General features: G+C 64.9%; 20 protein-coding genes. 6 read left to right on the top strand and 14 right to left on the bottom strand.

Features of this window, described 5'->3' with window-relative positions:
* Nucleotide 1 precedes the first annotated feature (1 nt).
* Nucleotides 2-850, top strand: coding sequence for an enoyl-CoA hydratase-related protein (locus AWC06_RS06055; RefSeq protein WP_085195385.1), 849 nt, complete (start codon nucleotides 2-4; stop codon nucleotides 848-850).
* A 31-nt stretch (nucleotides 851-881) separates the two neighbouring features.
* Here the strand turns inward: AWC06_RS06055 and AWC06_RS06050 are convergent, their stop codons facing one another.
* Genes AWC06_RS06050 through AWC06_RS06010 form a run of 9 tightly spaced genes read right to left on the bottom strand, consistent with a single transcriptional unit; the run spans nucleotide 882 to nucleotide 9,824 of the window.
* Nucleotides 882-2,579, bottom strand: coding sequence for an FAD-binding protein (locus tag AWC06_RS06050; RefSeq protein ID WP_085195383.1), 1,698 nt, complete (start codon nucleotides 2,577-2,579; stop codon nucleotides 882-884).
* Nucleotides 2,576-3,931, bottom strand: a complete 1,356-nt coding sequence (locus AWC06_RS06045) for an aromatic ring-hydroxylating oxygenase subunit alpha (RefSeq protein WP_139819929.1) — start codon at nucleotides 3,929-3,931, stop codon at nucleotides 2,576-2,578. The genes AWC06_RS06050 and AWC06_RS06045 overlap by 4 nt, the downstream gene beginning before the upstream one ends.
* A 13-nt stretch (nucleotides 3,932-3,944) precedes the next feature.
* A complete protein-coding gene (locus AWC06_RS06040) occupies nucleotides 3,945-5,477 on the bottom strand; it encodes an acyl-CoA synthetase (protein ID WP_085195379.1) in 1,533 nt (510 codons plus the stop codon).
* Between the two features lie 8 nt (nucleotides 5,478-5,485).
* Nucleotides 5,486-6,355 carry an enoyl-CoA hydratase-related protein gene (locus tag AWC06_RS06035; protein WP_085195377.1) on the bottom strand — a complete coding sequence of 290 codons (870 nt, stop codon included), beginning with the start codon at nucleotides 6,353-6,355 and terminating at the stop codon, nucleotides 5,486-5,488.
* 15 nt (nucleotides 6,356-6,370) lie between these two features.
* Nucleotides 6,371-6,607, bottom strand: a complete 237-nt coding sequence (locus tag AWC06_RS06030; protein WP_085195375.1) for a biotin/lipoyl-containing protein — start codon at nucleotides 6,605-6,607, stop codon at nucleotides 6,371-6,373.
* Nucleotides 6,600-7,598: an alpha-ketoacid dehydrogenase subunit beta gene (locus AWC06_RS06025; protein WP_085195373.1), complete on the bottom strand. Its 999-nt coding sequence runs from the start codon at nucleotides 7,596-7,598 to the stop codon at nucleotides 6,600-6,602. Before AWC06_RS06025 ends, AWC06_RS06030 begins: the two co-directional genes overlap by 8 nt.
* Nucleotides 7,599-7,607: 9 nt before the next feature.
* Nucleotides 7,608-8,546, bottom strand: coding sequence for a thiamine pyrophosphate-dependent dehydrogenase E1 component subunit alpha (locus AWC06_RS06020; protein ID WP_085195444.1), 939 nt, complete (start codon nucleotides 8,544-8,546; stop codon nucleotides 7,608-7,610).
* Between the two features lie 47 nt (nucleotides 8,547-8,593).
* Nucleotides 8,594-8,914 carry a DUF4286 family protein gene (locus AWC06_RS06015; protein WP_085195371.1) on the bottom strand — a complete coding sequence of 107 codons (321 nt, stop codon included), beginning with the start codon at nucleotides 8,912-8,914 and terminating at the stop codon, nucleotides 8,594-8,596.
* A 46-nt stretch (nucleotides 8,915-8,960) separates the two neighbouring features.
* A complete protein-coding gene (locus AWC06_RS06010) occupies nucleotides 8,961-9,824 on the bottom strand; it encodes a mycofactocin-coupled SDR family oxidoreductase (RefSeq protein WP_085195369.1) in 864 nt (287 codons plus the stop codon).
* A 186-nt stretch (nucleotides 9,825-10,010) separates the two neighbouring features.
* Between AWC06_RS06010 and AWC06_RS06005 the strand changes: the two genes are divergently transcribed.
* Nucleotides 10,011-11,231 (top strand): CaiB/BaiF CoA transferase family protein, encoded by a 1,221-nt coding sequence (locus AWC06_RS06005; RefSeq protein ID WP_085195367.1) that lies wholly within the window; start codon nucleotides 10,011-10,013, stop codon nucleotides 11,229-11,231.
* 30 nt (nucleotides 11,232-11,261) lie between these two features.
* On the opposite strand, the gene AWC06_RS06000 is transcribed toward AWC06_RS06005, so the two are convergent.
* Nucleotides 11,262-12,509, bottom strand: coding sequence for an acyl-CoA dehydrogenase family protein (locus AWC06_RS06000; protein ID WP_085195365.1), 1,248 nt, complete (start codon nucleotides 12,507-12,509; stop codon nucleotides 11,262-11,264).
* Nucleotides 12,509-13,660, bottom strand: coding sequence for an acyl-CoA dehydrogenase family protein (locus tag AWC06_RS05995; protein ID WP_085195363.1), 1,152 nt, complete (start codon nucleotides 13,658-13,660; stop codon nucleotides 12,509-12,511). Before AWC06_RS05995 ends, AWC06_RS06000 begins: the two co-directional genes overlap by 1 nt.
* Nucleotides 13,661-13,831: 171 nt before the next feature.
* On the opposite strand from AWC06_RS05995, the gene AWC06_RS05990 reads away from it, so the two are divergent.
* Together AWC06_RS05990 and AWC06_RS05985 are read left to right on the top strand one after the other, a co-directional pair.
* A complete protein-coding gene (locus tag AWC06_RS05990; RefSeq protein WP_085195361.1) occupies nucleotides 13,832-14,584 on the top strand; it encodes a hypothetical protein in 753 nt (250 codons plus the stop codon).
* Complete coding sequence (locus AWC06_RS05985; RefSeq protein ID WP_085195359.1) at nucleotides 14,581-15,153, top strand: hypothetical protein; 573 nt, start codon at nucleotides 14,581-14,583, stop codon at nucleotides 15,151-15,153. Before AWC06_RS05990 ends, AWC06_RS05985 begins: the two co-directional genes overlap by 4 nt.
* Before the next feature lie 69 nt (nucleotides 15,154-15,222).
* Here AWC06_RS05985 and AWC06_RS05980 read toward each other — a convergent pair whose 3' ends face one another.
* Entirely contained in the window at nucleotides 15,223-16,185 is a 963-nt protein-coding gene (locus AWC06_RS05980; RefSeq protein WP_085195357.1) for an alpha/beta hydrolase, read from the bottom strand.
* A 181-nt stretch (nucleotides 16,186-16,366) separates the two neighbouring features.
* On the opposite strand from AWC06_RS05980, the gene AWC06_RS05975 reads away from it, so the two are divergent.
* Entirely contained in the window at nucleotides 16,367-17,599 is a 1,233-nt protein-coding gene (locus tag AWC06_RS05975; RefSeq protein ID WP_264480035.1) for a cytochrome P450, read from the top strand.
* Entirely contained in the window at nucleotides 17,596-18,756 is a 1,161-nt protein-coding gene (locus tag AWC06_RS05970) for a Zn-dependent alcohol dehydrogenase (protein WP_085195355.1), read from the top strand. Before AWC06_RS05975 ends, AWC06_RS05970 begins: the two co-directional genes overlap by 4 nt.
* Here the strand turns inward: AWC06_RS05970 and AWC06_RS05965 are convergent.
* Nucleotides 18,731-19,468 carry an SDR family NAD(P)-dependent oxidoreductase gene (locus tag AWC06_RS05965; RefSeq protein ID WP_085195353.1) on the bottom strand — a complete coding sequence of 246 codons (738 nt, stop codon included), beginning with the start codon at nucleotides 19,466-19,468 and terminating at the stop codon, nucleotides 18,731-18,733. The two genes, AWC06_RS05970 and AWC06_RS05965, sit on opposite strands and share 26 nt — an antisense overlap.
* Nucleotides 19,465-19,905: a VOC family protein gene (locus AWC06_RS05960; RefSeq protein ID WP_169715301.1), complete on the bottom strand. Its 441-nt coding sequence runs from the start codon at nucleotides 19,903-19,905 to the stop codon at nucleotides 19,465-19,467. Before AWC06_RS05960 ends, AWC06_RS05965 begins: the two co-directional genes overlap by 4 nt.
* Between the last annotated feature and the right edge of the window lie 50 nt (nucleotides 19,906-19,955).

The raw sequence follows: 19,955 nt of genomic DNA, 5'->3' as shown, positions 1-19,955 counted from the left end.
CATGGAAAAGCGCACCCTTGAGGCGGTCATCTACGAGCGCGACCCGCCGATCGCGCGCATCATTCTCAACCGCGCCGAGAAGGCCAACACTAAGGATGCGACGCTGGTGCGGGAAGTCGATGACTGCCTACACGAGGCCGACCGCGACGGCGAGATCAAGGTGGTGATCCTCAAGGCCAACGGCAACGGCTTCTGCGGCGGGCACGTGGCCCGCTGGGGTCCGGACGAGAACCCTTATCCGGACTTCGGGAACACATTCGAGGAGCTCTACAAGGGCACCGCCGACTTGTTTTTGTGGCCGACGCTGTACCTGTGGGAGTTTCCGAAACCGACGATCTCCCAGATACATGGCTATTGCATGGGCGGCGGCATCTATCTAGGCCTGCTGACCGACTTCTGCGTGGCATCCGAGGACGCGTATTTCCAAATGCCCCTTGCGCAGAGCCTCGGCGAGCCCGGCGGGCACACCATGATCGAGCCGTGGTTGATGATGAACTGGCACCGCACCATGGACTGGCTGCTGCTGGCGCCGACGCTGTCCGCGCACGAAGCACTCGACTGGGGACTGCTCAACAAGGTTGTGCCGCGAGACGAGCTCGAGGACACCGTCGAGCAGATGGCACGCAAGATCGCCCAAATCCCGTTGACCACACTGATGGCCGTGAAGAACAACGTCAAACGGGCGTGGGAATTGATGGGAATGCGGGTTCACCTACAGGTCAGTCACATCTTGACGAACATGGTCGGTGCGGCGTCGGACGTCCAGGCGCGACGCGCCGAACTCATGCAATCAGGCCTGAAGCCACGCGATTTCGTCGACCGCGGCCAGCCCGACGCGCCGCCAACGTGAAGCTGGCCGCACGTTCGGCAAGCTCTACCGCCTAGCGGCTGTTCTCGCCGGCGAGCCGACGGCCCGCAGCGTGGCGGGCCGCAACGTAGCCGAACACCATTGTGTAGGCGATGCTTCCGCCGGCGCCCAGATAATTTCGGCCCATCACCGTCGCGGTGATGTTGCCCGTCGCGTACAGTCCGTCGATCACGCGGTCGTCCTGGTCGAGGACCTGTGCATGCTCGTTGGTGATCAGTCCCCCGCACGTGCCGACATCGGCCGGATAAACCTTCGTCGCGTAGTACGGCGCGCGGTCGAGCGGGCCGATCGCTGCATTAGGTCGATATCCGGGATCACCGAGGCAGTCGTTGTACGCCGACTGGCCGCGCCCGAAGTCAGGGTCGAGACCGTTGGCCGCAAAACCGTTGAAGCGCTTCACCGTTTGCTCCAATGCGTCGGCCGGAACATCCATCTGGCGCGCGAGATCGGAGATGGTGTCACCTCGCAGGACCGCGCCCCGCTCGATCAGTTCTTCGGGGAGACGCCGTTTGCGGAAGGGGTTCGCCCCCGAAACGTATCTGCTGATATAGCCCTCGTCGAAGACCATCCAGCATGGCACCGCCTTGTTGGCGTACATCGCCTTGCCGACCTCGACGTAGGAGTTCGACTCGTTGCAGAACCGCCTGCCGGTGCCGTCGACGTAGATGGCGCCGGGCCGCTGCCGACCGCTTCCGAGCGCCCTGGCGGCATTACCGCCGTCGGCGATGAAAATCGATGGCAGCCACCACGCCTCGTCCATCAGGTCGGTTTTCCCGCCAAGACGGATCGCCGTCTGCAGCACCTCGCCGGTGTCGCCCGCGTTGGCGATCGACCACTGCGCCTCATTGGGCTGGTCGCCGCCGTAGCGGCGGCGCATATCGGCATTGCGGCTGAAGCCGCCGGCGGCCAACAGAACTCCGCGCCGTGCCTCGACATTCAGCGGCACACCATCACGAACGATACGCGCGCCGACGACCCGGCCATCCTCGACAATGAGGTCGTCCATCGCGGTGTCGGTCCAGATCGGCGGCTCGCCGTCGGACAGGTCGATCATCGACTTCAGCATCTGGGCGATCAGCGACGCGCCGTTGGTGAGGATCTGGCGCCGAAGCATCCGCGCCGACAGGCTGCGCAGGAGGACCCGCGTGGCCACCGCGAAGGCGCGCGGGGCACGGTTGAAATACTGCACCGAACGCAGCTCGTTGGTCAGCACCACAAATCCGAAGTTCTTGGCCATCGGCGGCTGGACCCGCCCGCTCCAGTCGCCTAACTTGGCGCCGTCGAACGGAATCCCCTCAACGCCGCGGCCGGCGGTGTTGCCGCCCTTGTGATTCGGGTAGTAATCGCTCCAGCCTGGGCAGCGCACCAGCCGAACGCCCTTGCGGGTCAAGAAGGTGATCATCTCGTAGCCCGCGGCAAGGAACATCTCGCGGCGGGCCGGCGATGAGGCCGGACCGATATCGCCGACGACGTCGTCGAAGTACGCCAGACCATCCTCGTGCGAATCAACGATGCCCTCGGCGCGCATCAACGGATTGTTCGGCAACCACACCATGCCACCGGACATGCCCGTCGACCCACCCACCAGAGCTTGCTTCTCGACTATCAGCGGTTCGAGCCCGCAGTCGAGCGCGGCGAGCGCGGCGACCATGCCACCTCCGCCGCTTCCCGCGATGAGCAGGTCGACGGAGTGGTCCCAGCCCACGGTCATTGCAGCTCCAGGTCGACGACCGGAACGTCAATGGTGGTGTTGGTCTTCTGAATCGCGGGCACCAGTTTGTCGTACGGCAATCCGGCCAGGAATCCATCGACAACGCGTTCAAAGTTGGAGATCAGCCCCTCGATCTGGTCGGACAGCCGCATATATTCAAACCCCTTGGAGTGCAGCCCTTTCTGCTGTCGGGGCAGATTGGAGAAGTCCTGCGCCGGAATGGGCGGCCAGCGCGGATCGTCGGGCGCCATCGGCTCTGGCGGCATCGGCTTTCCGGCAGAGAGGTCCGATGGAAAGCGGGTGAGGGACCAGATCTCGAACAGCGTCTGCTCGGGACCGAGCGGACGGATCCGATACGACGAAGCGCTGCTGTAGGTCGGCAATATGAAGTAGTGCGGGAAGCAGAATCCGATCGCGTCGGTGATTCCGCGGCGATCCAGATCGTTGAGGTCGGGCATGTCGCTCCCCCGGGCCCGATGCCAGCGGACCACCGCGTCGTTGAGTGTGCTGCGCCAAGTGGCCATCGCCGCAGCGGGATCCGACGGCAGTTCGATGTCCTGCAGGCCCTCCGCGATGCGGATGTCGTTCTCATGTGTCATGCCGCCCATGCCGGTGCCGAGCGTGCGCATGAAATACAGGCTGGTCTGGACGATGTCGGACGCGGAGGACGGGCCCGACGACGAGCCGGACGACGACGGCAGCAACTGCGGGTGGGTCTGCGGAACGTGGTAGCCCTCCATGAACGCCGCCGTCGCCAGCTTCCAGTTCACCGGGAGCAGGCACGACTGCCACCACTCGGTGCGAAGCGACTCCACCTTCCACGCGTCGTAGATCGACGCGAACGGCTCCTGGCAATCGCGTAGCGCGGGCGCGTCGTCGTCGAGATTGATCCACGCGCACCCACCCCAGAGCTCGCAGCGAACCGGGACCAGGCCAATGTCCTCTGAGCACAGGTTGTGCTCGGCGAACACCTCCGGGCGCGCCACATAGGTGTTGGCACCGTCGAGGCCCCAGCACCAGCCGTGGAACGGGCAGACGAAGGTCCGCCGAGATCCGTTGCCTTCCACCAGCTTCACCCCGCGATGACGGCAGGCATTGTGGTAAGCCCGCACATTCTCGCTGTCGAGGCGCACGACGATGACCGACTGATCGAGGATCTCGTACTCGACGAAGTCGCCGGGTTTCGGGATTTCCTCGAGCCGGCATGCCATCTGCCACACACGCGGCCAGAACAGCTCGTTCTCCAGCGCGTAGAACTCCTGGTCGTAGTAGCGCTGCTTGGGAATCCGATCGGCGGTCTGCACCGCCCACGGCACCGGTAGCGGCGTCCATCTGATATCGGTAGTCGCCATAGCCATCCCTCGTTCACACGATCCTTGACGTGCGTCCCTGCCAGTAGCGTTCGCGAATGCGTCTCTTGTACAGCTTGCCGTTCGGGTCCCTGGGCAGCTCGGGGTCGAATTCGACGCTGCGCGGGCACTTGTAGCCAGCCAGGTGGGCTCTGCAGTATTCGATGAGTTCCGCTTCGAGATCGGGGCCGGGTGTGATGCCGTCGATCGGCTGCACGACGGCCTTGACCTCCTCGCCGAACTCATCGTTGGGTACTCCGAACACCGCCGCGTCGACGAGCTTCGGGTGCATGACGAGGAGGTTCTCCGCCTCCTGCGGGTAGATGTTGACGCCGCCGGAGACGATCATGAACGTCGATCGGTCCGTCAGGTACAGGTACCCTTCTTCGTCGACATAACCGATGTCGCCCAGGGAGCGCCACCCGCGCTCGTTGGACACCGACGCGGTCTTCGCGGGGTCTTTGAAGTACTCGAAGTCGGGACCGCCTTCGAAATACAGCTCCCCGGGTTCGCCGGCCGGAAGCTCGGTGCCGTCGTCGCTCAGAACATGCACCGGCGACATTGGCCTGCCCACCGAACCGGGATGGGCGAGCCACTCCTCGGGGCCGATCGTCGTTCCTGCGAATCCCTCTGTGCCTCCGTAGTATTCGTGAAGGATAGGCCCGAACCATTCCATCATCTGATGCTTGACGTCCACCGGGCACGGTGCGGCGGCGTGGATCACGCACCGCAGGCTGGACACGTCGTACTTCTCCCGAAGGTCTCTGGGCAGCTTGAGCATCCGCACGAACATCGTCGGCACGAACTGCGCGTGAGTGACGCGGTGGGTCTCGATGAGCCGCAGTACTTCCTCGGCGTCGAACTTGCCCATGATGATCGAGGCGGCGCCCACCCGGTTCACGGCCATGGTGTAGTTGACCCCGGCCGCGTGGTACAGCGGCGCGGGCGACAGGTACACGCTCGACTGATCCATGCCATAGCCGCGGGTCAGCGCGAGCTCCAGTACCGCCTGCGCCCATGAGCCGTTCTCCGTCGGCAGCGGGCGGCGCACGGCCTTGGGTCGCCCGGTGGTGCCCGACGAGTAGAGCATCTCGCTGCCATCGGAAGCCGGGAATTCATCACCGGCGGCGGACAGCGCTTCCTCATAGTGACCCCAGCCGGGCAGCGAACCGCCGACGCTCACCAGGACGTCCAGCTGCGGGTTGCCGTCGAGAAGCTTGCCGGCCAGGTCGGCAAAAGTCGCGTCGACGAACAGCGCCCGCGCCTCGCAGTCCTCGACGATGTAGGCCACCTCGTCGAAAGTCAGGTGCGTGTTGACTGGGGTGTAGTAGAGACCGGAAAGCTGGCATCCCCAACAAATCTCGAGAAACTCCGGGCGGTTCGGCAGCAAGATGGCCACCCCGTCCCCTCGGCGCAGCCCCGCCGCGTGCAGGAGCGCGGCAACGCGCCGGCTTGCGGTGTGCAATTCGCCGTACGAGATCGTGCCACCGCCGGCCATGATCAAGGCCGGCGAATCTGCGGCATTCACAGCGTGATCGGCGATGTTCACCTTAAGACCTAAGTTGCGGCGCCGTCGGTCGAGGAAGCCGCGGCGGCCTGGCGGCGGGCTTGCTCGGACGGCAGCACCTTGTCCTTGAACACCTGCTGAATCAGCTGCTGCACATCCTTGCTGATCGACGCGAGCGCGACGAGGTCGTTGGAGCTCTGCCAGTGCACTCGCATGCCCATCAGCTCCCAGGCCCGTTTGAGGTTGGCCTTGGTCGCCAGCAGCGTCGTCATCGGCGCCTGGGCGATATGGCGGGCGATGGCCTCGACGCGGTCGTTGAGTTGCTCACGCGGGACCACCTCGTTGACCAGACCGACCTCCAACGCCCTTTTCGCGTCGATGACTTCGGCCAGGTACAGGTAGTAGGCCGCGCGCCGCCAGTTCATGAAGACCCATGGCTCAATCGAGCACTCGCCGGACGGCATGCCGAATCCCTGCAGCGGCGGGTATTGGAAATAGGCGTCCTCCGAAGCGATGACGATGTCGGTGGTCAGCCCGTAGTGGGTGCCCCCGCCGACGCAGTAGCCGTGCACCTGCGCGATCGTCGGCTTGGAGAACTCCCACAGGTTCAGCACCGGCTTGACGAACAGGTCGGTCTGCGGCTTCCATGGCGTGCCCATGACCTTTGCACCCTCGACGAATTCGGGGTAGTCGACCGCATTGTTGCCGATCGCGTGTCCCGAGCAGAAGCCTTTTCCGTTGGCTTTGAGGATCAGCACCTTGATGTCGTAGTCGCGGTCGGCGTCGGCCAGCGCGGCGTCGACTTCTTCGGCCAGCTTCTGGTCCTGGGCGTTGGCCTTCTCGGGCCAGTTCAGCGTGATCCGGGCGATTGGGCCTTCTTTTTCGTAAATGATTCTCTCGCGGGTCTCGTTGAGATCCATAAGCTTTACCTTTCGTTACGAAGTGATGACGCCGATTTCGGCGCCGATGTCGTAGGTGGTCCCGATCTGGCCCGTCCACTGGACGGTGCCCGACGCTCCCGCTTCGATTTCCTGTTCGGCCTTCTCAGTGGCGATCACATAGATCGGCGTGCCTTCCTCGACGTGATCGCCGGCGGCCACAAGAAACTCCGTGAGCTCGGCTTCGGAGACGGCCACCGAGACGCGCGGAATGCGAATGACAAAGTCAGTCATCGACTTTCACTGCCTCAAGGGTACGTTGCGCTGCTGCTGTGATCCGCGCCGCCGACGGGTAAACTTGAGCCTCGAGCGCGGCCGCCGCCGGGTTGGGGACGAACCTGGCGCCCACCCGTTCGACGGGCGCGGCGAGGTGGCCGAACAGTTCGGATTGCAGAATCGCGGCGATTTCTGCTCCGGGGCCGGCGAATTGGACCGCGTCGTGCACAACGACCGCCCGGCGGGTACGACGCACCGACTCGACTATTGTCTCGACGTCGAGGGGCACCAGGGTGCGCAGGTCGACGACTTCGGCGCTCACGCCTTGGTCGGCCAGCGTGGCCGCCGCGTCCAACGCCTCATGCACGCTACGCCCATAGCCGATCAGCGTCACGTCGCTGCCCGGCCGCTTGATGTCGGCGTGGCCGAGGGGAATTGAGAACCCGGCTTCCACAGGGACATTGCCCTTCTTACCTTGCAGACGGATCGTCTCGACGAACAGGCACGGGTCCTCGTCGAAGATCGCCGAAGTCAGTAGGCCTTTGCCATCGCGCGGGGTGGACGGCACGATCACCTTCATCCCGGGAATGTGCATGAACCACGCCTCCAGGCTTTGCGAGTGCGTGGCACCGGTCGCCAGCCCGGCATAAACCTGCGTGCGGATGGTGATCGGCGCACTGGTACGCCCACCGGTCATGAATCGCAGCTTTGCGGCGTTGTTGATCAGCTGATCGGCGGCGATGCCGATGAAGTCCATGATCATGATTTCGGCAACCGGCAACAGCCCGTCGATCGCGGCGCCGATCGCAGCGCCGACGATCGCGGCCTCCGAGATGGGCGTATCCAGGACGCGGTCATGGCCGTATTTCGTCGACAGTCCTGCCGTCGGGCCCGACGCACCGGGATCGGCGATGTCCTCACCGAGCAGAAACACCCTGTCGTCGGCCTCCAGGGCTTGATCGAGTGCGAGGTTCAGCGCCTCGCGCATCGTCATCTCTTTCTCGTCCATGTCGCGGCCTCAAACAGGAAACTTGATCGGGCTTGCGTAGACGTCGCGTTCGAGCTCCTCGACCGATGGAGAGTCGGCGCTCATGACCGTCTCCAAAGCAGATTCCACCGTCGCCAGGGCTTCGTTGTCGATGCGGTTGAGTTCGTCTTCGCTGCAGACCCCGGCGTCGACGAGGTGGCGGCGGAATCGCGGCACCGGGTCGGCTTCCATCGCCGCGGCCAGCTGATCCTTGGGGATGTAGGGCATCCGGTCGCCGAAGTAGTGGCCGCGGAAGCGGAACGTCACGCACTCGATGAAGGTGGGCCCGTCGCCGGTGCGCGCACGCCGCAATGCGTCGTCGAGCGCCGATTTCACCGCCAGCGGGTCGTTGCCGTCGACGCGGACACCCGGCATGCCGTAGCCGGCCGCCCGATCGGCGACGCGCTCGAGCTTCATGGTGTCGGCGGTCGGCGTCATCTCCGCATAGAGGTTGTTCTGACATACGAAGACCATCGGGAGATCCCACAGCGCGGCCATGTTGGCTGCCTCGTGAAACGAGCCGGTGTTGGTGGCGCCGTCGCCGAAGCTGACCACGGTGACGCGGTCGAGTCCCTTGCGCCTGGCGGCCATTGCCAACCCAACGGCCACCGGTGGTCCGGCGCCGACGATTCCGGTGCAGAGCATCACACCCTTGCCGGGGTTGGCGATGTGCATGGTGCCGCCCTTGCCGCGGCCGGCGCCGACGGTGCGTCCCATCATCTCGCCGTAGATCTCCTCGAGCGGGACGCCTTTGCCGATGAGATCGTGCAGGCCGCGGTAGGTCGTCACCAACTGGTCATCGGGCCGCAGCGAGACGCCCATCGCGGCGGCAACGGCTTCCTGCCCGCGCGACGGCCAGTACACGCACATGAACTCCCCGGTGCTGATGCCCTTGGACAGCCGGTCGTCGGCGGCCTTCATCAGCACCATCAGCGCGTAGATGCGCGTTCGGACGTCTCCAGACACATCCGCGGCAGTCACTTTGTGTAAGACCCGATCTCGCGGTAGACCTTCGGAATCGGCGGCGTTTCCATGTCGAGCAGCTCCAGCGACGACATCTTGCCGCTGGCACCCAGCTCCCCGAGCCGCTGGACCACCCCGTCGAGGTCGTCGCTGTCGAGCTCGTAGATCGCAATGAACGGGCCCTTTCCGTCGGTAGGCGCGAAGCGGCGCGCCGAGACGATCCCGTCGACCGAGCAGATCTCGGCCAGGTGCGTGTCGTTGTACCACTTGTGGTACTCGTCTTCGCGGTCCGGCGACACCGGCATCGTCTCCAGGTAGATGATCCCTTTGGCCATACTTACCTCTCCATTGTGGCTCGGGCGCAGTTCAATTGATTGAATTTCACCCGCCCGACCAGAGCTTCACCTTGAGGAAGCCGCCGGCGTCGACGCGGAGCTGCTGGCCGGTGATGTAGCGGGCGGCGTCGGAGGCCAGAAACACCACGGCCTCGCTGATGTCCTCGGGTTCGACGTAGGGAATCGGCATGGCCTGGACTACCGGGAAAACCGGTTCGGCGTCCTCGCGGGTGGGGTTCTTCAGGTCTGGCCGGAAGGCCCGGTACATCGGCGCGCTGTGCAACATGTCGGTGTTGACGTTGGTCGGGTGCACCGCGTTCATTCGGATGAAGAACGGAGCCAACGCCAGCGCGAAGTCGTTGACGTAGTGCGCGGCAACGACTTTCGCGAAGGCATATCCGGCTCCTCCGGGACCGCCGTCGATGCCGGTGGTATTCATCGACGACATGAATGCCGCATTGGATCCGATCACGATGATCGATGCGCCGGCCTGCAGGTGTTTGAGGCTCGCGTGCACGAGGTTGATCACGCCGACGAGGTCCACGTCCACCGCGTCGGCGAATGCCTGGGGAGGTAGGCCGGCGGTCAGCGGACAGATGCCCGCGTTGGCGACGACGACGTCGAGATGCCCGAACTCGGCGACCCCACGGTCGATCGCCGCCGATAGCGCCACCCGGTCCCGAACGTCGGCGATCTCGGTGAAAACGCGCTGGCCCTCCTTTTCGACGAGCCGGGCGGTTTCGTCGAGGTCCTCGGGCCGGGCCAGCGAGTATTCGTTGGTCTCGATGTCGGCGCACAAGTCCACCGCGATGATGTCGGCGCCCTCGGCGGCGAGCATCCGCGCATGCGAGCGCCCCTGGCCCCGCGCGGCTCCGCTGACCACCGCCACTTTGCCCGCTACCCTGCCCATAGCCGGTCCTCCCTGGTGTCGTCAACAGTGCGACTTACTTTGGGGCTCAAAGCCATTCGGGACAAGTGCCGCAATTTGCCTTCTCTTCCACGGCGCTGCGCCGTTGCGGTATAGCCTGACGGATTTTTATACTATCTAGATTACCTAAAATAGAAAAGACACAGCCGACGAAGGGTGGGCAGACAGATGCCAGGCGTGCTCAGTGGCGTCCGAGTCGTCGAGCTGGCTTCGTGGACCTATGTGCCCGCCGCCGGTGTCGCCCTGGCGGACTGGGGCGCCGAGATCATCAAGGTGGAGAGCGTGGTCGGCGGTGACCCGGGCCGAGCCCTCGTCATCGGGGGGTTCACCAGGCAGGCGGCGCGGGCTGATACCGACTTCATCCTCGAGCTGAGCAATCGCGGAAAACGCAGCATCGCATTGGATCTCAAGAGCGAGACGGGCCGCGAGTTCTTCGGGCGACTGCTCGCCAATGCGGACGTACTGCTCACCAACTGGCTGCCGGCAGCGCTGGAACGAGCGGGCCTGACGGTCGAGGAGATCCGCGCGTTCAACCCGAACATCATCATCGCCCGCGGAACGGGGCTGGGAGTGCGCGGCCCCGACCGTGACCGGGGCGGCTTCGACGCCGCCACCTATTTGGCCCGCGGCGGCGTGGCGTACACGCTCACGCCGTTTGGCAGCGAAAACCCGGCGGTCCAAGGCCCGGCGTTCGGCGACCTGCAGGCGGGAGTCACGTTGGCCGGCGGCGTCTGCGCAGCGCTGTTCCACCGCGAGCGCACGGGCGAGCCGACGATTGTTGACTCCTCGCTACTGGCCCAGGCGATGTGGAGCATCGCGCCGTCAATCTCGGTCGCCGACCTGTTCGGTATCGACGGCATCCCGGGGGCCCCGCCCGGATTGGCGATCAACCCATTGGTCAACCGATACAAAACCAAGGACGACCGATGGATCCAGCTGGTCTTCCTGCAGCCCGACAAGTTCTGGGCGGGGTTCTGTCAGCGGATCGGGTTGCCTGAACTGGCGGCCGACGAGCGCTTCGTGCCGTCGTCGAACCTGATCGCCAACGCCGCAGAAGCGACTGCGCTGGTCGCTGCCAAGTTCGCCGAGGACGACCTGGAGCACTGGCGACAGGCACTGGCCGACGAGCCGGGCGTGTGGGCACCGCTCGCCACGCCGCGGGAGGCGCTCAACGACCCGCAGAGCAAACCCAACGGCTACCTGATCACAAACGCCGACGACCAGGGCGTTGAGTACCAAATGGTCGCCGCCCCGGTGCAGTTCGACGAAACACCGCCCGGCCCGACACGCGCGCCCGAACACGGCCAGCACACCGAGGAGATTCTGCTGGAGCTGGGCTACGACTGGGATGACATCGCCAAGGCCAAAGACAGCGGCGCGATCCTCTAGCGGTGTTCGCCGGGCCGTGCCCGGCCACCATCACTTACCGTGCCGGACCTGACTGAACGGCACACCGCGGTCGGCGGCGTACTCGCGAGGGAAGTTCAGCACCCGCTCGCCGATGACGTTGCGGGCCATCTCGGTGGTGCCACCGCCCATGCAAACTGTCTGCCGGGCCAGGTATCGCAGACCGGTCTCGAGCCCCTCCCCTTGCGCGCCGACGACTCCGGCCGTTCCGGTGATCGCCAGCCCAGTGTCCATCTCCAGGGTCACGGTCTCGGCGTGGAAGAGCCGGATGAGCGTTCCCGCCGCGGGCGGGAGCGTGCCGTCGCGCACGCTGCGATAGACATGGTCGCCCAGTTGGTCGCTGACGGCGCGGTGGACCAGTGCCCGCCCGGCCAGCTGCCGAACCCGCTCACTGTCGGCTTGCCCGGTCTTTGCGGCCAACGCCGCGTAGTCGACCGGCGTTGACCGGCCGCCCTCGCTGCCGCTGCCGCTGGCGAATTCCGATCCCTGCCCGACCGCTCGGCGCTCGTGGTAGAGCTGGCGTGACGCCACCGCCCATCCGCCGTTGACCTCGCCCACGACTGCGTCGTCGCCGACGTCGACACCATCGAGGAACTCCTCGCAGAACTCGGTCGAGCCGTTCAGCTGGGTGATGCGCCGCAACGTCATTCCGGGATGCTTGATCGGCACCAAGAACATGGTCAGGCCGTCGTGCTTGGGCACATCCCAGTTGGTGCGGGCCAGGCACAGACCGTAGTCCGCAGCGAATGCGCTTGTGCTCCACGTCTTTGCGCCGTTGATCACCCAGCGGTCGCCATGGCGCTCGGCGCGGGTGATCACACCCGCCAGATCCGACCCCCCGCTGGGCTCGGACAACAGCTGGACCAGCACCTCCTCGCCCCGCAGCGCCGCGCCGATGTGCTGGCGCTTCTGCTCCTCGCTAGCCGTGTCCAGCAACGTCGCACAACAGATCGTGAACGTCGGCGTGTTGAGAATCAGGGGCATCTCATAGGTGAAGCTCTCCTCGTCGAAGGCCTTCTGATACTCGTAATCCAGACCCAGACCGCCGTACTCGCGGGGAAAGCAGATGCCCCCGAATCCGCCTTCATAGAGCCGCTTTTGCAGTTCGCGAGCCCGCTGCCAACACCGTTCCTCGTCGCGATGGGCGGCCGGGGGAAATGCGGGGTCGATCGGCGGCATGTTGTCGGCCAGCCAGGCCCGCGCCCGCGCGCGGAATTGGTCGATGGACTCGACGGCGGGTGTCAGCTCGACCTCGGTCATCAGGCCGACCTCGGGGCTTGCTTCCCTGCCTCCTGCCAGGCGTACACCCGCAGGTTGTGCTCTTCCGGGGTGCCGAACATGGAGCGGTACAACGCAACTCGACGCAGGTAGAGATGCAGGTCGTGTTCCCAGGTGACGCCGATGCCGCCGTGCATTTGCACACAGCCCTGGACGATCTCGGGCGCCATTTCCCCCACGTATGACTTGGCGATGCTGGCCGACAAACCGGCGTCGGCCGAACGGGCGCCGACGGCGGCGACCGCCGCGGCCGTCGTCGCCCGGCACGCCTCCAGCCACATTTTCATATCGGCGAAGCGGTGTTTGAGCGCTTGGTAGGACGCCAGTGGCCGGCCGAACGTGTGCCGGTCAAGCGCCCACTGAACGGTGAAGTCGAACACCGTCTGCAGGATCCCGACCACCTCGGCGCACTGCAGTACCTGAGCGATTTGGCTTTGGCGATCGATGAGTCCGGCGGTCTCGGCGGCGCTGCCGACGGCCGCGCCGTGTTCGACGTCCACACCGTCGAAATGCACACGCGCGTATTGCTTGACCAGATCGATCGACTGCTGCGGCTCGACTCGCACACCGGTTGCGTCGGTCGGCACCAGGAACTGGCGCATACCGTCGTCGGCTTGCGCCACCACCAACAGCAGGCCGCTCTGGGCGCCCGCCTCGACACGATCTTTGACGCCCTCGATGCGGTAGCCGGAGTCGGTCGGGGTAGCCGTCACTGATGATTCATGTGGCGCCCATCCCCGGCCCGGCTCGTAGACGGCCCACGAGGCCACGGTCTCGCCGGAGACCAGCGACTCGATCACGGCCGCGTGGCTGGCCGGCTCGCCGCACTCCACGAGGGCGGCGAGCACGGTGCTGACGGGGTAGAGCGGCCCGGGCGCCACGGTCTTCCCCAGTTGTTCGGCGACCATGGCCAGATCGGCGACGCCGTCACCCGAGACGCTGCCGCCACCCAGGTCCTCGGGCACCAGCAGGCCCGTCCACCCCAGCTCAGCCGCGCGGCGCCACCACGCCGGGTCGAAGGACACGCCCGCCGCATGCAACTCCCTCACCCGGCCCAGCGGAACCTCTTTTTGAAGAAATGCTTGGGTGGTGGAGGCGAAGAGTATCTTTTCGGGAGAATCGACGGCAGTCATGAGTTGGCCACGGCCTTCCTTCGCCCTTGCGGATGAGGTTCGCGTGTCCTGATTCATCCGTCCGATTGGTTCCCAGTCGAGCTTCGCTGGTGCCTTCGATGGTAGCAATGAGCAATACAGTAAGAGATACCGGAGTTCAGTCGATAATGACCGTCACAAGCCGCAGTCGCCATGCCTGAGGCGGAGAACCGGCCGAAGGACGCCGCAAAGCCCGAGGTCGACGCGATCGCGTTGGCCGAGGAAGCCGAGGCGGAAGCCGCCGAGGCCGAAGCTCTGGCTGCTGCCGCGCGTGCACGCGCTCGGGCCATCAGATTGCGGCGGGAAGCGCAGGCCAAGGAGGCCGACGAGGCGAGCACGGCGGTTGCCGAAACCCCCGATACCGGGACCGAGACGCCCGAGACGCCCGAGACTCCAGAGCCGGCCCCCCGGCGGTGGCGTGCGCTCAAGATCCGCACCATCCTTGCGGCCGCGACTATCGCGGCCATCTGTGCTCTGCTCGGGGCCAGCGGATGGATGTTGTGGCATCACCAGCGCGCGGTTGCGGACCGGCAACGATCCGCGGCGTTCGTCGCTGCCGCCAAGCAAGAGGTAATCAACCTAACCTCGCTGGACTTCAACAAAGCCAAGGAAGGTGTGCAGCGGATACTCGACAATGCCACCGGTGAATTCAGGGACGACTTCCAGCGGCGCGCAGACGATTTCGCTTCGGTGGTCCAGGACTCCAAAGCGGTCACCACCGGAAACGTGGTGGCAGCGGCGGTCGAGTCGATGGATAGGGATTCCGCCGTTGTTCTGGTCTTGGCTAATGAGCGCATCACCAACATCGCAGGCGCGAAAGACGACCTGCGGCCGTTTCGGTTCCGGGTGTCGGTGGCTCGAGATGGTGATCAGATGAAGATCTCGAAGATCGAGTATGTGATATGAGCACCGACGACAAAGCCGAGTCGACTGGCGAGATGCAGATCGACAAGGCCGCAGAGCACCAAAGAGGCAAGGTCGCGCCCTGGCCGCACGTCAAGGCCGTCCCGGTGGTTTTGGTGCTGCTCCTTGTGCTCTCCGGCGGGCTGGCAGTTTGGCTGTACTTCTCTCGGTACCGACCTGATGTGCAGACCGACCCCGCGGCCGCCCATGCGGCGACCACCGCGGCGCAAGATGGCATGACCGCGCTGCTGTCGTACAAGTCGGAAACCCTGGACCAGGACGTGACAGCAGCCAAAACCCATCTCACCGGGGATTTCCTGAACGACTATGAGAAGCGCATCCGCGACGTCGTGGCGCCGGCGGTTAAGGGCAAGAATGTGGCGACAACCGTTCAAGTCAAGGGTGCCGGGGTGTCCGAACTACACCGCGATTCGGCGGTCGTGCTGGTCTTCCTCGACGAGACCACGATTAGCAAAGACCGGCCCGATCCGGCGATGGCGGCGAGCAGTGTGCTGGTGTCGTTGACCAAGGTCCAGGACAAGTGGTTGATCACCAAGTTCGACCCGGTCTGAGCCCAACGTGCGCTCATGGCGAAAAAATCGCGCAGATCTCGCCGTGATTACACGCTCGCGCTGGCAGCGCTAAAAAGCGAACGTGCGGCAGAGCGCCTGAGCATGCAGCGCGGCGCTTTCCCGCGAGACAACCCAATCCGGCACCACCGAATCGAACCCGTGAAACGTCGCCGCGACGACATGCAGCTCCGTGTGCACGTAGGCGTGCAGCAACCGGTTCGCGTAATCGATGGCTTCGTCGCGGCACGGGTCGATCTCCGCACAGCTGATGAAAGCCGGCGGTAGCCCCTCCAGGTTCGCCCGATGCGCCGGCACGTGATGAGCGGTCGCGGCGCTGTGGCCGAGGTAATGTGCCCACGCCCGACTGACGGCGGGGCCGTTGAGGCCCGGCGTGCGCTGGAATTCGCGGCGCGACGGGGTCGCGTCGGAGTCGAGCATCGGCTGGTGCAGGATCTGCACCAGGATCGGCGGACCCTCGACGTCGAACATGCGCTGGGCCAGCGCTGCGACCAGTGCAGCGCCCGCGTCCCGGCCCATCACCACAACCCGGCTGGCGTCCGCGTCAAGCTCGGCGCTGTTCTCAACGGCGTAGCGCAAGGCCGCCTCGACGTCGTCAAGCGCGGCCGGGCAAGGACGTTCGGGCGCCAGCCGGTAATCGACCGACACCACGAGGCAGCCGGCCCCGCGGGCCAAGTCCACGCATTGCGGGTGGTCGGTGTCCAGGTTCCCGGTCACGAAGCCGCCGCCATGGGCATAGAGCACCACCGGCGCCGCGGACTCAACCGGACCGCGGTACAGCCGTAGACCCAACCGCCGATCACCTGCACCGGTGATGGTGCGGTCTTCGATCACCACGCCGGCGGTATCGGCGGCCGCAGCGCGCTCGGCAGCCAGCCGATTGGCGCGCTCACGCTCGTCGGGAAGTGATTCGGCACGGTACTCAGCGATTTCCAGCGCGGCTGCGGCATCGCGCAGCGCCGGGTCGATGCGACTAAGCCCTTGGGGCCGTACGCGATTCGTCTCGGTCGTCATTGGCCACCTCCCCGAGCGTGCCGCGAAACAAGTACGCCCCCGTCGCTCACCATTCTCCGACAATAGTCCAGGTCAATACCGTGCGCGTTACGGTAACCGCTACAAGACGGTTGGTCTTCGTTGCTATTTATATTATGATAGCGAGATTCAACCCCGGACGAATCCCCTTTGCTCAGGAGGGATGCTGGTGACGATCAGCACCGACCCGCACGGCCAATCCGTCACCCTCGACTTCACGGGTGAAACCAGTCCGTACCCGTTCTTCGAATACAAAAGGCACACCGAGCCGGTTTGGCACGGTGCCCTCATGGACAATTCGCAACTCCCGCCGGAACTGAAGCCGGCTGATGAATGGGTGCTGTTCGGCTACGACGACGTCTTCCAGAGCTTCCGCGACGACCGGATCTTCAGCTCGCACGCCTACGACCAGACGATCGGATTGGTCATGGGCCACACCATCCTGGCGATGGGCGGTAAGGAACATCACGATCATCGCAGCCTGGTAGCCAAGGCATTTCGCGCCACCGCGCTGGAGCGATGGGAACCGGCGGTCATCGGGCCGGTCTGCAATCAGTTGGTCGATGAAATCAAACACTCTCGCACAGCCGACCTCGTGAAGGCCGTGACGTTCGAATTCCCGACGCGGATCATCGCCACGCTGCTCGGGCTGCCGCGCGAAGACCTGGATCTATTCCGGCGGCTATCCCTTGACCTCATCTCGATTCCGACCGACATCGAGGCGGGCTTGAACGCGTCGATCGAGTTACAGAGCTATTTCCTGAACCAGGTCGAGCAGCGACGCCGGAAAATGACAGACGACATCATCGGCGATCTGGTCGCCGCGGAGATCGACGGCGAGAGGCTCACCGACGAGGCCATCATCTCGTTTTTGCGGCTGCTGCTCCCGGCCGGATTGGAAACCACCTACCGCTCGTCGGGTAATCTGCTCTACCTGCTGTTGAGCCACCCCGAGCAGTTAGCGCTGCTCTACGCTGACCGGTCGCTGATTCCCGCAGCGATCGAGGAGGGGTTGCGCTACGAGACACCACTCACCACGGTCGTGCGCACGACCACCGAAGATGTCGAAATCGGCGGCAAGACAATACCTTCCGGTTCACAGATCGACTTGTGTATGGGCTCGGCCAACCGCGACGAAACCCGCTGGCATGATCCGAACACGTTCGACATCCGCCGGCCGCGACAGGCACACATCGCATTCGCCGGCGGTATCCACATGTGCCTGGGTATGCATTTGGCCCGGCTGGAGACCCGGGTGATCCTGAACAGCCTGCTGGACCGCCTCGCCAACTTGGCCCTGGTTACCGACGACGGTTCGGGAGAGGCTCCCAGAATTGTCGGACTGACGTTCCGGTCGCCCAACAAGCTTCCGGTCACCTTCACACCCGCCGCATGAAAAGCCGCGCGGCCATCCTGCACGACGTCGGCAGCCCGTGGTCTGTCGAGGAATTCGAACTCGATCCACCGCGCGCCGGCGAGGTGCTCGTCGAAATGGCCGCCGCAGGGTTGTGCCACTCCGACGACCACATCCTGAAGGGTGACCTGGCGGCGCCCAACGAGGTCATGCGCTCGCTTGGTCTGCCCACCATGTTCCCGACGATCGGCGGCCACGAGGGTTCCGGCATTGTGCGCCAAGTCGGCGCCGGCGTCACCGATTTCGAGCCGGGTGACCACGTGGTGATGTCGTTCGTGGCCGTTTGCGGCGGCTGTCGCTGGTGCGCAACCGGCATGGAGTACCTCTGCGATGCCGGCATCGGCACCCTGACGCCGGGAATGCCAACCGATGGCACATTTCGCCATCACACCGTCGACGGCAAACCGCTGGGTCACATCTCTAAGATCGGGGCATTTGCCGAACATACTGTGGTATCGACGAATTCACTGGTGAAAATCGAGGCGGATCTGCCGCTACTGCCCAGCGCGCTGTTGTCGTGCGCCATTCCCACGGGGTACGGTTCGGCCGCCAATCGGGCCGGCGTGCGCGGCGGTGACACCGTCGTCGTCATCGGAGCCGGCGGTATCGGTACCGGCGCAATCCAGGGCGCGAAGATCAACGGTGCCGCGCAGATCGTGGCCGTCGACCCAGTGGAATTCAAACAGAAATCGGCGCTGCGGTTCGGCGCCACCCATAGCACCGCAACCGTCGACGACGCGCTTGATCTGGTGCGTGGCCTGACTTTCGGGGTGATGGCCGACGCGGTCGTTGTTTCGCCGTCGTTGATCAGCGCTGACGACGTCCGCAGCGCGTTGCAGCTCACCCGCAAGGGCGGGACATGTGTGCTCACCGGCATGACTGCGCAAACCACCCGATCGGTCAATCTCGACCTGCAGGACTTCATCCTGATGAACAAAACCTTGGCGGGCACGGTGTTCGGCTCCTGCAACCCCAAGGCTGACATCTACCGGCTGGCCGGTCTCTATCAGAGCGGTCAACTGCTGCTCGATGAGATGATCACCAAACGTTATCGTCTCGATGACATCAACGACGCCTACGCTGACCTGCTCAATGGTGAAATCGTCCGCGGTGTCATCGATTTCGGGGTGGGCCCATGAGCCGCTGCATCTGTCCGTAAGCGTCGATCGGGCTGTGTAGGGCCAAACCGCCATCAGCGTGCACGACTTGTCCTGTGACCCAGGGCAGTTCGAGAACGCCAACGATGGCGGCGGCCACGTCTGCCGCCTCGCCCAGTCGGCCCAACGGCGTGCGCTCGCACAAGCCCTCCACCCAGCCGGGCAGTTTCTCCGCCTCGGCCAACATCGGTGTTCGGGTGACCCCCGGACCGACCGCGTTCACCCGAATGCCGTAGCTACCCCATTCCACGGCAGCGACCTTGACAAGCATGTCCACCCCGGCCTTGGACACGCAGTACGCGCCCATATCCCGGTCGGCGATCGTTCCGCTGATGCTGGAAACCCCGACGATCGATCCGCCCGTGCCGGCATCGATCATCGCTTGCGCGGCGGCCCGCATCGTCAGCCAGGTGCCGGTGAGGTTGACCGCCAGCACGCGCTGCCACTGTGCGGGCGATTGCGCCAGCAGCGTGCCGGATGCGCCGATGCCGGCGCAGGCCACCACACGGGTGGGGGTCCCGTGCTCGCGCACCGTCTGGCTCATCGCAGCCGACACCGCATCCGGATCGCTGATATCGCAGTGAATCTCGCCGCCGGCCTGGTCCCACACCACAACGTCATGGCCCGCGTCGCGCAACCGGCCGGCGACGCTCCCCCCGATCCCCGACGCGCCCCCGGTCACTACCGCTGTCATGCCGGCGATCCGATCAGCTCAACGAGTACCCCGTCCGGCGCAGTGATCACCGCCATCGGGACCGTTGCGCCGGAGGGCGCAGGCATGTTGATGCGACGAACACCGTCGGTGAAACCCAAAGCGGCCAAGGCCGACAGCGTGGCGTCGACGTCACGCTGCAAGGACAGCAGGAAGAACCCATGACGGGGCGCCGCCGCCGGTGCCGGCGCATCGGCGGCTCCCTCGAAGACCACGAGCTCGACGATGCCGGTGTCGGGGGTTTGCGGATCGCCCAAGAATATCGAACGCAGCGAATCGGTCTTGGCGCCGAACAATTCTGGCCAATCACCGGTGAAGGTGTGGTCGAACAGCTCAGCGAATCCCAGCCCGTCGCGCCAAAACCTTATCGACCGCTCGACGTCGGCGGTGCAGATCGCGGCATGATGAATACCTGACACAAGCTTGCTCCCGCATCTTCCGTGCGCGATTTTTGTAATGATGCGATTTT

The sequence above is a fragment of the Mycobacterium fragae genome (genome assembly GCF_002102185.1).
GTDB classification, from domain to species: domain Bacteria; phylum Actinomycetota; class Actinomycetes; order Mycobacteriales; family Mycobacteriaceae; genus Mycobacterium; species Mycobacterium fragae.
The sequence above is the reverse complement of the archived record's forward strand: the minus strand, read 5'-3'. Positions and strand labels throughout refer to the sequence as shown.

Excerpts from the sequence above, each read along its gene's own strand:
- AWC06_RS06000 (WP_085195365.1), bottom strand. The coding sequence starts at position 12,509 with ATGACCGAGGTCGAGCTGACACCCGCCGTCGAGTCCATCGACCAATTC.
- AWC06_RS05995 (WP_085195363.1), bottom strand. The coding sequence starts at position 13,660 with ATGACTGCCGTCGATTCTCCCGAAAAGATACTCTTCGCCTCCACCACC.
- AWC06_RS06050 (WP_085195383.1), bottom strand. The coding sequence starts at position 2,579 with ATGACCGTGGGCTGGGACCACTCCGTCGACCTGCTCATCGCGGGAAGC.
- AWC06_RS05990 (WP_085195361.1), top strand. The coding sequence starts at position 13,832 with ATGCCTGAGGCGGAGAACCGGCCGAAGGACGCCGCAAAGCCCGAGGTC.
- AWC06_RS06005 (WP_085195367.1), top strand. The coding sequence starts at position 10,011 with ATGCCAGGCGTGCTCAGTGGCGTCCGAGTCGTCGAGCTGGCTTCGTGG.
- AWC06_RS06010 (WP_085195369.1), bottom strand. The coding sequence starts at position 9,824 with ATGGGCAGGGTAGCGGGCAAAGTGGCGGTGGTCAGCGGAGCCGCGCGG.
- AWC06_RS05985 (WP_085195359.1), top strand. The coding sequence starts at position 14,581 with ATGAGCACCGACGACAAAGCCGAGTCGACTGGCGAGATGCAGATCGAC.
- AWC06_RS06025 (WP_085195373.1), bottom strand. The coding sequence starts at position 7,598 with ATGGACGAGAAAGAGATGACGATGCGCGAGGCGCTGAACCTCGCACTC.
- AWC06_RS06035 (WP_085195377.1), bottom strand. The coding sequence starts at position 6,355 with ATGGATCTCAACGAGACCCGCGAGAGAATCATTTACGAAAAAGAAGGC.
- AWC06_RS05965 (WP_085195353.1), bottom strand. The coding sequence starts at position 19,468 with ATGACAGCGGTAGTGACCGGGGGCGCGTCGGGGATCGGGGGGAGCGTC.
- AWC06_RS06045 (WP_139819929.1), bottom strand. The coding sequence starts at position 3,931 with ATGGCGACTACCGATATCAGATGGACGCCGCTACCGGTGCCGTGGGCG.
- AWC06_RS05980 (WP_085195357.1), bottom strand. The coding sequence starts at position 16,185 with ATGACGACCGAGACGAATCGCGTACGGCCCCAAGGGCTTAGTCGCATC.
- AWC06_RS06020 (WP_085195444.1), bottom strand. The coding sequence starts at position 8,546 with ATGGTGCTGATGAAGGCCGCCGACGACCGGCTGTCCAAGGGCATCAGC.
- AWC06_RS06030 (WP_085195375.1), bottom strand. The coding sequence starts at position 6,607 with ATGACTGACTTTGTCATTCGCATTCCGCGCGTCTCGGTGGCCGTCTCC.
- AWC06_RS06055 (WP_085195385.1), top strand. The coding sequence starts at position 2 with ATGGAAAAGCGCACCCTTGAGGCGGTCATCTACGAGCGCGACCCGCCG.
- AWC06_RS05975 (WP_264480035.1), top strand. The coding sequence starts at position 16,367 with ATGCTGGTGACGATCAGCACCGACCCGCACGGCCAATCCGTCACCCTC.
- AWC06_RS06015 (WP_085195371.1), bottom strand. The coding sequence starts at position 8,914 with ATGGCCAAAGGGATCATCTACCTGGAGACGATGCCGGTGTCGCCGGAC.
- AWC06_RS05970 (WP_085195355.1), top strand. The coding sequence starts at position 17,596 with ATGAAAAGCCGCGCGGCCATCCTGCACGACGTCGGCAGCCCGTGGTCT.